The organism is Brachybacterium paraconglomeratum, assembly GCF_039541415.1.
Lineage (GTDB): Bacteria > Actinomycetota > Actinomycetes > Actinomycetales > Dermabacteraceae > Brachybacterium > Brachybacterium paraconglomeratum_A.
Genome location: NZ_BAABGE010000012.1, coordinates 14,602 through 28,896, shown reverse-complemented (window position 1 = coordinate 28,896; position 14,295 = coordinate 14,602). Strand labels below are relative to the sequence as shown.

Here is a 14,295-nt window from a genome sequence, read left to right as displayed (position 1 = left end):
CACTCCTGGACCCGCAGAGAAGGTTCTGATGACCGAGAACACTCCCCAGCACTGGACTCCTACGCCATCCGGCGAGGGGAATTCTTCTTCGCCGGTACCGAAGGGGACATTGCCCCCGCCCCCGCTTCCACCGCTGCCCGGGACCGGAACTTCCGCGCCGGCCGGTGGATATCCCGAGCCCGCCGCCGCTCCGTCCGGGGTGATCCCGGTGCGTCCGCGGAGGGGATGGCTGGTCCCGGTGATCGTGGTGGCGGTGGTGCTCGCTCTCGTCGTCGCGGTGGTCGGCGTGATCCTCGCGGCTCGCCTGCTGGGTGGCATGGCGGGGAGCGGATCGGTGCCCACAGTGGAGAGCATCCGGGAGCGTCCCGAGGAAGCATGGACCTACTCGTACCAGGGACGGGATGGAGGGACCGACATCTCGGGCCTGGTGCCGGTCGGAGAACGGGACTTCGCCGGGATCTTCCTGTCCGGAGGGGAGGACAAGCCGAGCCGGGTGGCGCTGATCGACGGGGAGACCGGCGAGGAGGCGTGGTCGATCCCGCTCGAGTCGCTCGGCGTGGACGCCGTGACTGCATGGCCCGAGCTGCTCCCCGTCTCACCTGAAGGGCACCTGACCGTCGCCGTCACGGACTACGTCTTCGACAGCACGGGTGAGTTGGATTGGGCCGCCACAGAGCTGCATCTTGTGGCGATCAACCCCGTCGACGGGGCCGTCGTCTCCGAGACTGTCCGTGAGGGGTATGCCTTCAGTGCGACGGAGTACTCGTTCGCAGAAACCGAGAGGCTCTCCGATACGGCACCTCGAGTGGTGGTGGCGCTGCGCTTCGGAGGTGTCGTGCGGTTCGACACCTCGGATCTCGACGGGGAGATGGTGTGGTCGGCGAACATCGAGGGCGTCGACGGTGCCGAGATCGTCGGGGACTACGTCCGGGTGGAAACGGACACTACGTATTGGTGGCTGGATGCCGACACCGGCTTCGAACCGGACTGGTTCGATGGCGAGGGATCGGGGGCGGCGTATCTCCCGACGTTCGAGTCGATGATCCTGCGCTTCGAGTACACGGAGTCCGGCATCTTCTACCTCGACGGGCTCGATGAGTCCGGGGACGTGCTGTGGACCGCCGAGCCGGATACCTTCCACACGGTGGCCTCTCCTGAAGGACGGATGCTGTTCTTCTCGGAGTCGAAGGAGGGTGACGTCGCGTCGTCTCATTACCTGATGCGCATCGACCCCCTCACGGGAGAGGAGATGTGGGACCGGGAGTACGAGGATAGTTTCTATGACCTCTCACGTCAGACCGTCAGCGGGCACCTCGTCATCTCGGATGCGGATCGCCCAGTGCTCATCGACGCGAAGACCGGGGAACGGACTCATCGGCTGCGCGGCGCTCCGATGATGTTCGCCGCAGACGTGCTCTACACCGTGGACGAGGACCAGCTGCGCGCCTGGAACCCGGACAGCGGAGAGGAGCTGTGGTCCCTGCGCCTGCGCTCGGGAGGCGAAGTCCTGAACATCGGATCGATGCTCCTCACGGTTGACGGCGAGCGCGGCCAGTTCACGAGGCTCCGATGAACGCCTACTGGCACGCGCTGCGCCGAGAGGCGGAGGATCCGTCGACCTCCGCCCACCGTCTCGCTGAGCTCGCGCTGCAGGATCCGAGCCTGTGGGAGCTCATCGTCCGCAACCCGAGCTGCGACCCTTCCTATCGGGAGTGGATCTTCGCGCAGCGGCCTGACCTCAGCCTCGCGGCGGCGGCTCCAGCGGCGGTACCGGCAGTCCTTCAGCCGGAACCGACCCTCCCCGCAGCTCCGACGCGGACGAGGCGGGGACCGCTCATGCTGCTGACCGCTCTGGGGGCGCTGGCACTGGTGCTCGCGCTGGCGGGGGTGGGGACGCTCTGGTGGATCACCAGCGACGAGAAACCCTGGGGCCAGAGTCCTGTGGCCGTCGACCGAGACCGGTTGCCGGCAGGGAGGGACAACGCGGAAGGTGCCTCCGACGAGACTGATCCCGGGGCTGATGCCGGTGCCGAGGCTGCGACTGATCAGGAGGGGCAGACAGAAACTGAGACCCACACTGAGACCGCGACGGAGGGCGGGACGGAGACGGAGACCGTCGCCGGCGACGATGACGATGTCCTGCTCATCTCCTCCCCGTCCCAGAACATCGCCTGCGAACTCGGGGGCTCGTACGTGGGGTGCTCGATCGCCGAGAGGTCGGCCGAGACCGACTGCTCCGGCGAACGCGTCGCCTCCTTCCTGATCTACGACGGAACATTCCCGATGCCGATGTGCGGGATCGAGTACCTCGGCACGCCCGGCGACCCGGTGGTCAGCCTCGGCTACGGAGAATCGGTGACCGTTGTGAACACCACCTGTCTCTCCGAGCCGACCGGAATGACCTGCTGGGACACGGAGACGGGACATGGCATGACGCTCAGCCGCGACGACGTGACGCTGTTCTGAACACGCCGCGGTTCATCGGGCACCAGCGCTCTGGTGTTCCCCCGCAGAAGGACACCGACGATATGAGGAGCATCGGATGAGACGGTCACTCGCAGTCCTCGCCTTGACGGCGTTGGTGGTCACGGCGCTGAGCGGCTGCTCCGACGGTCGCTCCGTCGCGGCGTTCTGCGATGTCCACGCCACCTACGAGGAGCGCTACGAGACGTCGATGAGCGAGGCGATCGAATCGTTCGAGGACAACCCGCTCGGCGCCATCGCGCAGGGCAGCACCGCCATCGGGGACCTCGTGAACATGTGGCACGAGCTGGCCGCCGTAGCGCCGGAGGAGATCCGCGCCGACACCGAGCGCGTGGCGGAGCTCATGGAGGCACAGGTCGGGGCCGACGTCCCCACGGTGGTGCAGAACTATCTGATGATGCAGGGCCCGGCGCAACGCGTGGATGCCTTCATCGTCGAGAACTGCTGACCGACGCACGCCTGGGCCCGGGCCAGGAAATGAACCAGAACGAGAAGGAGTCCGTCATGAATGAACGACCACTGGGCAGTTCCTATCTGCTCAGCGACGAACGGCTCGGGGCCGGCGCAATGGGTGTCGTCCACCGGGGCCGGGACCATCAAGGCCGACCCTTTGCAATCAAGTCGCTGCGCCCGGAATTCACGGAGGATCAACTGCTGGTGCAGAAGTTCGTCCAGGAACGCTCTGCCCTGATCGGGGTGACCCATCCGCATGTGGTGGTGATGCATGACCTGGTGGTCGAGGGGGACACGCTCGCGATCATCATGGAGCTCGTGGAGGGGCACGACCTCCGGGCCGAGTTGGCGGCACGCGGTCCGCTGCCGCCCGCGGAGGTCTCCAGCATCGGAGGGGCAGTCGCCTCAGGCCTTGCCGCGGTGCATGCGGCACGCCTCATCCATCGCGATCTCAAACCCGAGAACGTGCTGCTCGACACGGCCGACGGACGGCGGGTGCCGAAGGCCGCTGACTTCGGCATCTCCCGGATCGCGGATGCCGCGGCGGCCACCCGCTCCACCGTGCCGATGGGCACGCCGAACTACTCCGCGCCCGAGATCGCGGAGGGCAAGGTGCCCACCGGTGCGGCGGATGTGTACTCGCTGGGGATCATGCTCTACGAGCTCGCCTGCGGGGTGACCCCGTTCCAGGGCGGCAGCCAGCTGGCGGTGATGCGTCGCCACGCCGACGACGGAGTTCCCCGCCCGGAGGGGATTCCTGAGGACCTGTGGCGAGCGATCGTGGACATGACCGCGAAAGACCCGCTCGCGCGCCCGACTGCGACGCAGGTCGGGCCCTATCTCACGGAGCTGGGGCAGCGTCTTGCGGGTCAGCCGTCGGCCCCGCAGCTCGCCGACCCCTTGCCGACGGTGCCGCTGCTGCCCCGGCCGGACACGGGCCCCACTGCGCCGCTGCCCGCAGATATCGCCACCTCTCCCACCATCGCCCTGGCGTCACCGACGGTGCAGATGACCCCGGTGGTGACTGCCGACCAGCAGACCGGACCCGTTCCTGCGCCACCGGGCACAGTGCGGCAGGCGGCCGGTCAGATGGCTGGTCAACCGACAGCGGCTGCGCCACGAGGCCGCGCCCGCGGTCTGCGCCGGTTCTTCACGGTGGCCGCAGTGCTGCTGGTCATCGGGGGTGCTGGAGGAGTCTTCGCCTACTCGCAGCTGCGACCGGGCGATGAGCCGGATCCGGCTGCCGGATCCTCTTCCCCTGCAGGGGAAGGCGTCGCCGGCGACGCAGAGGAAGAGGGAACGACGAAGGATCTTGCCGGCGGAGCAGCTGCGGAGGTCGATGACCCCGCTGGTGAGTCAGGTGACGCGCCTGCAGAGGAACCCTCCAGCGCAGCGCCCACGCCGTCGCCGACCCCGACCGCCGAAGTGGTCACCGTGATGCCGGATCTGGTCGGCACCTCGCTCTCCGAGGCGAAGCTCGCACTACCGGGCACCGAGATCTCCGTGGTCGAACAGCTCGATCCGGAGAGCGCCGACAACACGATCCTGTCCCAGACCATCCCGGCAGGGGAGGACCTGCCCGGGAGCATTGCGGTGACCGTCGCGAGGCAGCCGGTGACCGTGCACCTGGACACGCTCGAGATAGCCGATGGGGACGGCTTCTTCCCCGATCTGGCGCACGTGGACGGCGACACCTACCCACGGTCGATCGTCTCGGGAGGGTGGTACGACGACGGCTTCGGTGAATGGAATCTCGGGCGCGGCTACCGTGAGGTTGCCGCCCTCGTCGGCCGCTCCGATGATGCGACGGGAGCGGGCGAGACCATCCAGGTCGACGCGTACCTCGATGGTCGCAATGTGTGGTCTGAGCGAGTACAGGTGGGAAACCCGGCAGAGATGCGAATCGACGTGACCGGTGGGCTGCGGCTCCGCATCGAGTTCACCTCGCTCGACGAGGAGAGGGCACATCTGGTCCTCGGAGACATCCACCTTCTGGGACTTCCCGAGGAAGTGCCAGAGCCCGCCGATGGGTGACCTCTCGCCTGCGCGAGCGGCTGCCCCCGGGGCCCTCCTGCGCTGGACCGATGGCGAAGTGACGCTCGCTCCCGGCGACAGCGTGCGCGTGGGGCGAGCCGACGAGCACCGGGTCAGGGTGATCCATCCGCAGGTCTCGCGCTCCCACGTGAAGATCCACCTCCTCGACGACACCTGCGAAGTGACCGATCTGGACAGCACCCACGGCACCTTCCTCGCGGGGGAGAGGATCAACGGCTCCGTGACCAGATCCCTTCCGATGTCCGTTCAACTCGGACCGAAGGGGCCGCTGCTCCACCTCACGCACGCGGCCGCGGCGTCGACGGCCAACGCTGTCCTCGCTCCGGGAGGAGCGCAGGAGCTGGTGATAGGACGTGACCCCGGATGCGACGTGAGACTCGATGACCTGCTGGTCTCGCGCCGGCATGCCCGGATCAGCCTGGCTGGTCCACGGCCCGTGGTGGAGGACCTGGGCAGTGCGAACGGGACCTACGTAGACGGTCAGCGTGTCGTCCGCGCCGAGCTCTCGCCGGACAGCATGCTGATGGTCGGCGGCTCGCGCCTCCGGGTAGACGGCACCGGCGTGCACCCTGTCGACGGCACGGAGATCAGCTTCGCCGCCGTCGGTCTCGGCGTCACCCTGCCCAGCGGCCGCACGTTGCTCGACGATGTCAGCTTCACCCTCACTCCGGGCACCCTCATGGCCGTCATCGGAGGATCCGGCACCGGCAAGACGACCCTGCTGAACGCGCTGACGGGCGTCCAGCCGGCGACCTCCGGCCAGGTCCTCTATGACGGGCGGGACCTGTCCCAACACCTGGAGAGCCTGCGCGGCAGCATCGGCGTCGTCCCGCAGGAAGATGTCGTCCATCAGCACCTCACGGCCCGGCAAGCGCTCGGCTACGCCGCCGAGCTGCGATTCGACGACGGGGTCCCAGCCGCCGACCGTGAGCGACGGGTGGGGGAGGTGCTCGAGGAGCTCGGCCTCACCGAGCACCAGCACACCCGCATCAGCTCCCTCTCCGGCGGGCAGCGCAAACGCGTCTCTGTCGCGATCGAGCTGCTCACCCGGCCCTCCCTGCTCGTCCTGGACGAACCCACCTCCGGACTGGATCTGGATCTCGTCGCCGAGGTCATGGAGACGCTTCGGCGACTGGCGGACGACGGTCGCACGGTCCTTGTGGTCACCCACTCCCCGGAGGGCTTGGACCTGTGCGACAGGCTGCTGATCCTGGCTCCGGGTGGGCGCGTCTCCTACTTCGGTCACCCGAGTGAAGCGCTCCCGCATTTCGGCGCCGAGAACTTCCGCCACGTCGTCGCCGCGACCAAGACCGATCCGGATGGCACCGTCTCGCGGTTCCGCGCTTCGGCTGGATACGCACGCGATGTCCACACTCCGATCGGCCGGTTGGCAGGGACCCGCAGCGGAACGGGTGAGGCGTCGCGCTCGTCGTCTCTGCGGCGGCAGATTTCGGTGGTGGCGAGGCGCCAGCTGCGGATCCTCTGGGCCGACCGCGCGCTCGCCGGGTTCGTGGCGGCCATGCCCTTCATCCTCGCCGCTCTGGTGCTGGTGGTCCCCGGGGAGCAGGGCTTGGCCCCGCCGGGCGCCGAGGAGCTGCCCTCGGGGCAGCCCAACCAGATCCTGATCGTGCTCACCCTCGGCGGGGTGTTCATGGGGCTGTCCTCGAGCATCCGGGATCTCGTGACCGAGCGGGCGATCTTCGTGCGAGAACGTTCCATCGGGCTCTCGCCGGCCGCCTATGTCCTCGCCAAGCTCACCGTGCTGGGGCTGCTCACCTTCATCCAGACCGTTTTGCTGGTAGCTGTGGTGCTGCAATTCCGGGATGGCCCTGAGAGCGGTGTCCTCCTCGGCTCCGCCATAGAACTCGTGCTCGCCCTGTGGCTGTGCGCCCTGTCCAGTGCCGCGCTGGGCCTGCTGGTCTCCTCCCTGGTGGGATCCGGAGAGCAGACCATGCCGGTGATGGTGGTGCTCGTGATGGTGCAGTTGGTGCTCAGCGGCGGGCTGTTCCCGGTCACGGACCGGGCGGTGCTCGAACAGCTCGCTTGGCTGTCCCCGTCGCGCTGGGGATTCGCGGCGATGGGCGGGACCTCCGACATCACGGCGATCTCCCTGATCGGCGAGGATCCGCTGTGGGAGCCCAGCGCGTGGATCTGGCTCGGGTGCCTGCTGATGCTGTGCGTGCTCATGGCAGTGATGAGCTGGGCGACCGCGCACCGGCTGGCGAAGCGGTATCGGATCCGCGGGCGCTGAGGTCCGTGCAGCTGCCGCTGCCTCGTGGTGCTTCTCCGCGGCTCATCACCGCCCCCGCTCACCGCCCCCGCGCCGCCACCCTCGCCACCAGCCCCGTCGGAGCCAGTCGCGCCACCGTGTAGATCGCCTTGTACCGCCGACTTGGCACGGACACGGCCTTCCCACGCGCCACGTCTCGCAGTGATTCCTCGACCACTCGCGGGGCCTCGAGCCACATCCAGTTCGAGATCCCCTCCTTCCCCTTCGCCAGGCCCAGCCGAGCGTGGAAATCGGTGTGGGTGTAGCCGGGGCAGACGGCGGTGACGGTGACGCCGCGCGAGCGGTACCGGCTGTTCGCCCAGCGGGAGAACATCACCAGCCAGGCCTTGGCGGCGCCGTAGGTGGAGCGCGGGGTGACGGCGGAGACCGAGGAGATGTTCAGGATCGTGCCGGAGCGGCGCGTGAGCATGCCCGGCAGCACCGCGTGCATGAGCCGCATCGGCACCTCGTCGTGGAGGCGGAGGTGGCGCACCTCGTCCTCGATGTCGTTCTTCTCGAAGGCGAGCGGGAGGCCGAACCCGGCGCTGTTGATCAGCGTCTCGACGGGACGCGCAGGATCGGTGAGCCGGTCGACGACTGCGGCGATGCCCTCCGCTGCGGAGAGGTCCGCGCCGAGCACCTCGACCTCCGCAGCACCTGCCCGCGTCAGCTCGGCAGCCAGCTCCTCGAGCCGGGCGGAGTCCCGGGCGACGAGGACGAGGCGGTCGCCGCGGCGGGCGAGCTGGCGGGCGTATTCGGTGCCGAGGCCGGAGCTGGCGCCGGTGATCAGGGACGTCGATGTCATGGTGGAGAGACTAGTGGGCGCTGCTCCTCTTCTGTTCCGGCACCGTTTCGGGAAGAGTGGGTCCATGACCATTGATCACCTGCTCGCTTCCGACGCCCGTCTGGAGAAGGTCGCCGAGGGATTCACCTGGGCGGAGGGCCCCGCCTGGATACCGGCCCGCGGTGTGCTGCGCTTCAGCGACATCCCAGCCAATCGAGTGCTCGAGTTCTCGGAGGCCAGCGGCGTCACCCGCGAGATCAGCACCGACGCCGAGTTCACCAACGGCCGCACGCTCGGCCGGGATGGGTCGGTCATCGAGTGCTCGCACGGTCGGCGAGCCGTCCAGATAGACCGCACCGCCTCCCAGGACGGGGCGCTGTATGCCCCGGAGGTGCTGGTGGACCGCTTCGGCACTGCCCGCCTGAACTCACCCAACGACGTGGTCCAGAAGTCCGACGGGACGATCTGGTTCACCGACCCCTCCTATGGCATCAAGCGCCCTGACGAGGGTCATGCGGGCGAGGAGGAGTACGGGGACCGCTACGTCTTCCGCTTCGATCCGGCCGATGGTTCATTGCAGCCGGTGGTCATCGACATCGAGGCACCCAACGGCCTCGCCTTCTCCCCGGATGAGAGCGTCCTGTACGTCGCGGACTCCTCGCTCTCCCCGGCGGACCGCGACCGGCCGAACCCGGCCCGGCCCCGCGGCCACTCGATCCACGCCTACGACATCGTCGAGGGACGGCATGCGAAGAACGGCCGCCCGCTGATGGAGGTGAGCCCCGGCCTGCCCGACGGCTTCCGCGTGGACGCCGCGGGGAACCTCTGGTCCTCCTCCCTCACGGGCATCCAGATCTTCACCCCGGCCGGTGAGAAGCTCGGCGAGATCCCCGTGCCCGAGAAGATCGGCAACTGCTGCTTCGGCGGGGCCGACGGGAAGATCCTCTACATCTGCGCCTCCACCAGCATCTATCGCATTGCGACCACCACCACGGATGCCGCCGCGCGGCGGTGAGGGCGTCACTCTTCGCGCACCGCGCGCTCGGCTGGCGGGGTTCCTTGACACCGCCTTTTTCCACAGGGCTTCGCTGCATGGTGCGGGTGGACTCTAGGCTGATCCTCAGAACGAGGCGCAGGATGCGCGGCCGCGCACCATGACGGACCACGGAGGGCAGTCGAGGATGACGACGATCAAGGTTCGCTCCGGAGTGTTCGGGAAGACCTTGGGCGAGGCTCTGCGCATCGCCAAGCCGGGGGATCGGATCCTGCTCAGCCCCGGTGAGTACGTGATCGACGGGTTCTCGGTCTTCGACCTGAGCTTCCGGGGGACCGGGGATCCCTCAGAGGTCGTGCTCGAGACGAAGGTCGAGGTCACCGGCAGGGCCTCGTTCGAGTCCCTCACCCTGCGCGCCCCGCACTTCTCCAATGCCGTGCACATGCCGCATCCGGGGACGACTGCCGTGCTCGAGCGCTGCCTCATCCACGCGGACCCGGCAGGGAAATACCCGGGGCTGTTCAGCAAGGGCAGCTCGCTGAGCCTCACGGACTGCGAGGTCCGCGGCGCCGACGGAGCCGAGACCATCACCCTGCAGGCCGGCACGAAGTTCACCGCCGTCCGCTCCTCGTTCGGGCACCTGTTCGCGCGGGCCAGCACGGTGGAGCTCACCGATGTCGCAGCAGCGAGGATCACCGCGGTGGAGCGTTCACGCGTGCTCGCCGGCACCCTCGAGCTCGCTCCTCCGCCCGGCCAGCGCTCGCTGGTGCTGAAGGGTGAGAGCGTGTGCCGAGTGAGCGCGCTGAGCGCCCCCAGCGAGGCGTGGGAGGGCTACTGCGAGGAGAGTTCCCTGGAGATCGGGCAGGCGCAGCTCCCTGAGGGGAAGCAGTACCTGGTGATCACCAAGGGCGCGGGGATCGTCCGCTCGGACAGCCCCGTGGTGACGAGCCGGGACGTCGAGGCGCCGGCACCGCCGAAACAGGTGCACTGGCCGCTCTCCTCCGCACGGGCCTTCAGGCGCGAGATCCTCCCGCAGGCCAGTAAGGGGGACACGATCGTGCTGGATGAGGGGGATTATTACCTCGACGAGTACGAGCACGCGCTGGACTTCCGTGTACAGCTGCGGGGCAGCGGCTCCGGGCGGACGTTCCTCCACGGCTGCCTCGCGGTGTCCGAGCAGTCGGAGGGCTCGGTCTCGGGGCTGACGCTGCGCGCCCGCCCCACCTCGAACGCCATCAAGACACAGGCCGGCAGCACCCTCACCCTCGAGGACGTCGTGATCGAGCAGGCCCCCGGCCTCGAAGTGCCTGCCGTATACCTGGCGAAGGGGTCGAGCGCCACGATCACCGATTGCCGCGTGGTGGTCGCGGACCAGGAACGGGCGCACGTGGATGTCGACAGCGCACACCTCGTCGCCGACGGCAGCGATCTCGGATGGCTCTGTGTCGCCAACGGCAGCACCGCCGTGCTCCGGGACTGCGATGCCCTCGTGGTCCAGGCGATACGCGGCGCGGAGATCACCGGCGAGGTGACGCTGCTGCCGAACGAGGCCGGCAAACGCCAGGTGGTCGCGACCGACGGCGCTTCGATCCGACTTGGCCGGGTGGACACCGAGATCGAGATGCTCGAGATGGCCTCCCTCGCGTCCGAGCTGCATGTCGAGGAACTGCTCACCCCGCCGGGGGCGGGCACCTACGTGCTGCGGGAGGATGGCGGCACCGCGGAGGTGCACGGCCGCGGCGTGGAGTACCTCGGGGAGGGAGCCTCAGCGGAGGCCGCGCTCCGCACCGCGAGGGCCGCCACCCCGGAAGCCCCCGCCGCACCCGCAGGCACCGACGTCCCTCGCGGGGAACCGCAGCAGCCCGAGCCGGCGCTCGCCGACGAGGACGAGCCGGCAGCAGTGGGCACCGCCGGTTCGTCGGCCGGCGGTTCGTCGGCCGCCCGAGAGAACCCCGCCCAGGACGACGATCCGCTGGCCGAGATCATGGCGCTGTCGGGGCTGGCCACGGTGAAGGAGCAGATCGAGGGCTTCACCCAGCTGGTGCGATTCAACCAGATCCGGGCTCGCAAAGGGCTGCGCACCACCGAGATGAGCATGCACTCGCTCTTCCTCGGCAACCCCGGCACCGGCAAGACCACGGTCGCGCGGATGCTGGGCCGGGTGCTGCACCAGACCGGGGCCATCAGCTCCGACACCTTCGTGGAGGTGGGGCGCAAGGACCTGGTCAGCGACAGGATCGGCGCATCGGCGAAGAAGACCACCGACGTGCTCGACTCGGCGCGCGGCGGGGTGCTGTTCATCGACGAGGCCTACTCGCTCCACCAGGAGAACAACAACGAGTTCGCGCAGGAGGCGGTCGATGCGCTGATCACCTACCTGGAGAACCACCGCGATGACGTGGTGGTCATCTTCGCCGGCTACGCGGACCGGATGCAGGACTTCCTGCGGATGAACCCCGGCTTGCAGTCCCGGGTTCCGAACCGTTTCGACTTCGAGGACTACACGGCGCAGGAGATCGCCGAGATCGGCTACCAGGACCTGCAGGCGAGCGACTATGTGGTTGATCAGGACCGCTACCGTCGCACCATCGCAGCGCTCTACAGCCGCAGCACGGACCGCAGCAACGGCCGCTGGGTGCGGAACCTCAACGAGCGACTGGTGCGGCAGATGGTGAGACGGGTGATGTCCGCCCCCGAATCGTCCGACGAGGACCTCACGCATCTGCGGGACGAGGACCTGATCGCGATCGGCGGTGGCAGCAACGAGACCAAGGACCGCACCGTCGAGACGCTGCTGGAGCAGCTGGACCAGATGGTGGGGCTTGACCCCGTGAAGACCTGGGTGCGCAGCCTGGTCAACCGAGTCTCCATGGACCGCCAGCTCCTCGAGCTCGACGGCAGCTCCCAGCGACCGAGCTACCACATGGTCTTCTCCGGCAACCCCGGCACCGGCAAGACCACCGTCGCCCACCTCATCGCCCAGCTCTTCCACAACCTCGGCGTGCTCGCACAGCCGCAGGTCAAGGTGGTCGAGCGCAGCTCGTTGGTAGGCAGCTGGATCGGTCACACCGAGCAGCGCACCGCCGCCGCGGTCGATGAGGCGATGGGTGGGGTGCTCTTCGTGGACGAGGCGTACCAGCTGACCGGGGAGGGGTCGGCGAACGATTTCGGCAAGCTCGCCGTCGAGACGCTGATGACCCGGCTCGAGAACGACCGCGACCGCTTCGTGGCGATCTTCGCCGGCTACACGGACCAGATGGACGAGTTCCTGACCGCGAACCCCGGGCTGCGCTCACGCATCCCGCTGGTGATCGAGTTCCCCGACTTCACGCCGCAGGAGGTGGCGCGCATCGTCTCGACGACTCTCGCCGCACGCTGGCAGTTCGATGCAGAGCTGCTGGAGCAGGTCGCGGCGGAGGCGTACGGGAGCGTGCCTGAACAGGACCGCTCCAACGGCCGCTGGGCCCGGAACTTCGCCGAACGCCTCGAGGCCCTGCACAGCGATCACGTCGCCGCGCAGGGCATCACCGGTGACGCCGTGAGGAGGATCGAGGCGGAGGTGATCCGCCAGGTTGCGGCGCGAGGCTGAACAGGCGCGGGAAGCTGGCAGCTGTCGACGGCGCCTCCCGCACGTGACCAACGCCCCGTCGGCCGGGAGGCCGGGTCGTCATAGACTCGATTGGTGCCTGGCTCCTCTGCTTCCGCCCCTGACTCTCCGCTGGACGACCGCCGCGAGAGCCCTGAGCTGACCGCGGAGGAGATCGCCACTGCGCTGCGGGTGCTCCGGCACGCGCCGGCCATGCCGGACGACGATGCGGATCTCGTCGCCATCAAGCGCGCCTCCCGCAACTTCGAGAAGAAGCTCGCGAAGACCCGCCGCGGGGTGAAGACCTGGGCCCAGCGCAAAGAGGACCGCGCCGTGATCGCCGCGACCGCCACCGGTTCGCCCCTGCGGATCGATGACGAGACCAAGGGGATCCCGCTGGTCTCCCACGCGCAGGGCGCCTTCGCCGGCGAGCTGAACAAGTCCCGCGGCTGCTACATCTGCAAGCAGGACTACACCCTGGTCGATGCCTTCTACCACTGGCTCTGCCCGGACTGCGCCGCGATGTCCCATGCCAAGCGCGACCAGCGCACCGACCTCACCGGCAAGCGCGCGCTGCTCACCGGCGGCCGCTCCAAGATCGGCATGTACATCGCGCTGCGACTGCTGCGCGACGGCGCGCACACCACGATCACCACCCGCTTCCCGAAGGATGCGGCGCGGCGCTTCTCCCAGACGGAGGACGCGGCCGACTGGATCCACCGGCTGAAGATCGTCGGCATCGACCTGCGCGACCCCACCCAGGTGATCGCGCTCGCCGACGACGTCGCCGCCGCCGGCCCGCTGGACATCCTCATCAACAACGCCGCCCAGACGGTGCGCCGCTCACCGAGCGCCTACTCGGCCCTGGTCGAGGCGGAGGATGCCCCGCTGCCCACCGACCTCGCGCTGCCGGAGATGAGCGCCTTCGACCGCATCTCCCAGGCGCATCCCGCCGCGATCGCCGGCGTGCTGCAGAACCAGTCCGTCCCGCAGCATGACGGGGAATCGCTCGAGCATGCCCGGGCCGCGCAGACCGCCGCCTCGATGACGGCCCTCGCGTTGCGCGCCGGCAAGGCCAGCCTCCAGGAGCACCTCGCCGGCACCGCAGTCGACGCAGGCGGGCTGCTCCCGGATCTGCAGACCAACAACTCCTGGACCCAGACGGTGGACCAGGTCGACGCGCTCGAGATGCTCGAGGTGCAGCTGTGCAACGAGACCGCGCCGTTCCTGCTGATCAGCAGGCTGCGCGCCTCGATGCGCGCCGCCGTGCAGGCCGGAGCCCGCCGCGCCTACATCGTCAACGTCTCGGCGATGGAGGGCCAGTTCTCCCGCCGCTACAAGGGTGCCGGCCATCCGCACACGAACATGGCCAAGGCCGCGCTGAACATGCTCACCCGCACCAGCGCAGGCGAAGCCTTCGAGACCGACAAGATCCTGATGACGGCGGTGGATACCGGCTGGATCACGGACGAGCGCCCCCACCAGGACAAGCTGCGCATCGCCGCCGAGGGCTGGCATGCCCCGCTGGATCTCGTGGACGGCGCAGCCCGCGTGTATGACCCGATCGTGCGCGGCGAGGCCGGCGAGGATCTGTACGGCTGCTTCGTGAAGGATTACAAGCCCAGCCCCTGGTGAGTCACTGAGGTGGCAGGCCCCCGGGTGCTGGGCCG

The 14,295-nt window shown here is 68.7% G+C and carries 9 protein-coding genes; 8 read left to right on the top strand and 1 reads right to left on the bottom strand.

What is annotated here, in order from left to right:
* Positions 1-28: 28 nt before the first annotated feature.
* The 5 genes from ABD893_RS16740 to ABD893_RS16720 all read left to right on the top strand — a co-directional run bounded on the left by ABD893_RS16740 (position 29) and on the right by ABD893_RS16720 (position 7,243).
* The gene (locus ABD893_RS16740) at positions 29-1,573 is read left to right on the top strand and encodes an outer membrane protein assembly factor BamB family protein (RefSeq protein WP_345083074.1); all 1,545 of its coding nucleotides are present in this window, start codon (positions 29-31) and stop codon (positions 1,571-1,573) included.
* Positions 1,570-2,466 (top strand): variant leucine-rich repeat-containing protein, encoded by an 897-nt coding sequence (locus tag ABD893_RS16735; protein ID WP_345083070.1) that lies wholly within the window; start codon positions 1,570-1,572, stop codon positions 2,464-2,466. The genes ABD893_RS16740 and ABD893_RS16735 overlap by 4 nt, the downstream gene beginning before the upstream one ends.
* A gap of 76 nt (positions 2,467-2,542) precedes the next feature.
* Positions 2,543-2,932 carry a hypothetical protein gene (locus tag ABD893_RS16730; protein ID WP_345083067.1) on the top strand — a complete coding sequence of 130 codons (390 nt, stop codon included), beginning with the start codon at positions 2,543-2,545 and terminating at the stop codon, positions 2,930-2,932.
* A 56-nt stretch (positions 2,933-2,988) separates the two neighbouring features.
* Complete coding sequence (locus tag ABD893_RS16725) at positions 2,989-4,971, top strand: serine/threonine-protein kinase (RefSeq protein ID WP_345083064.1); 1,983 nt, start codon at positions 2,989-2,991, stop codon at positions 4,969-4,971.
* Between the two features lie 58 nt (positions 4,972-5,029).
* Positions 5,030-7,243 (top strand): ATP-binding cassette domain-containing protein, encoded by a 2,214-nt coding sequence (locus ABD893_RS16720; protein WP_345083061.1) that lies wholly within the window; start codon positions 5,030-5,032, stop codon positions 7,241-7,243.
* A 58-nt stretch (positions 7,244-7,301) separates the two neighbouring features.
* On the opposite strand, the gene ABD893_RS16715 is transcribed toward ABD893_RS16720, so the two are convergent.
* Positions 7,302-8,066, bottom strand: coding sequence for an SDR family NAD(P)-dependent oxidoreductase (locus ABD893_RS16715; protein ID WP_345083058.1), 765 nt, complete (start codon positions 8,064-8,066; stop codon positions 7,302-7,304).
* Positions 8,067-8,130: 64 nt separating this feature from the next.
* Here ABD893_RS16715 and ABD893_RS16710 point away from each other — a divergent pair, with 64 nt between their 5' ends.
* From ABD893_RS16710 to ABD893_RS16700, 3 genes are all read left to right on the top strand, one after another.
* Positions 8,131-9,060 (top strand): SMP-30/gluconolactonase/LRE family protein, encoded by a 930-nt coding sequence (locus ABD893_RS16710; RefSeq protein ID WP_345083055.1) that lies wholly within the window; start codon positions 8,131-8,133, stop codon positions 9,058-9,060.
* 166 nt (positions 9,061-9,226) lie between these two features.
* Positions 9,227-12,628 carry an AAA family ATPase gene (locus ABD893_RS16705; RefSeq protein WP_345083052.1) on the top strand — a complete coding sequence of 1,134 codons (3,402 nt, stop codon included), beginning with the start codon at positions 9,227-9,229 and terminating at the stop codon, positions 12,626-12,628.
* Between the two features lie 210 nt (positions 12,629-12,838).
* Positions 12,839-14,260 carry an SDR family NAD(P)-dependent oxidoreductase gene (locus ABD893_RS16700; protein WP_345083163.1) on the top strand — a complete coding sequence of 474 codons (1,422 nt, stop codon included), beginning with the start codon at positions 12,839-12,841 and terminating at the stop codon, positions 14,258-14,260.
* The last annotated feature ends 35 nt before the right edge of the window (positions 14,261-14,295 follow it).

Excerpts from the sequence above, each read along its gene's own strand:
- ABD893_RS16740 (WP_345083074.1), top strand. The coding sequence starts at position 29 with ATGACCGAGAACACTCCCCAGCACTGGACTCCTACGCCATCCGGCGAG.
- ABD893_RS16735 (WP_345083070.1), top strand. The coding sequence starts at position 1,570 with ATGAACGCCTACTGGCACGCGCTGCGCCGAGAGGCGGAGGATCCGTCG.
- ABD893_RS16730 (WP_345083067.1), top strand. The coding sequence starts at position 2,543 with ATGAGACGGTCACTCGCAGTCCTCGCCTTGACGGCGTTGGTGGTCACG.
- ABD893_RS16725 (WP_345083064.1), top strand. The coding sequence starts at position 2,989 with ATGAATGAACGACCACTGGGCAGTTCCTATCTGCTCAGCGACGAACGG.
- ABD893_RS16715 (WP_345083058.1), bottom strand. The coding sequence starts at position 8,066 with ATGACATCGACGTCCCTGATCACCGGCGCCAGCTCCGGCCTCGGCACC.
- ABD893_RS16710 (WP_345083055.1), top strand. The coding sequence starts at position 8,131 with ATGACCATTGATCACCTGCTCGCTTCCGACGCCCGTCTGGAGAAGGTC.
- ABD893_RS16705 (WP_345083052.1), top strand. The coding sequence starts at position 9,227 with ATGACGACGATCAAGGTTCGCTCCGGAGTGTTCGGGAAGACCTTGGGC.
- ABD893_RS16700 (WP_345083163.1), top strand. The coding sequence starts at position 12,839 with ATGCCGGACGACGATGCGGATCTCGTCGCCATCAAGCGCGCCTCCCGC.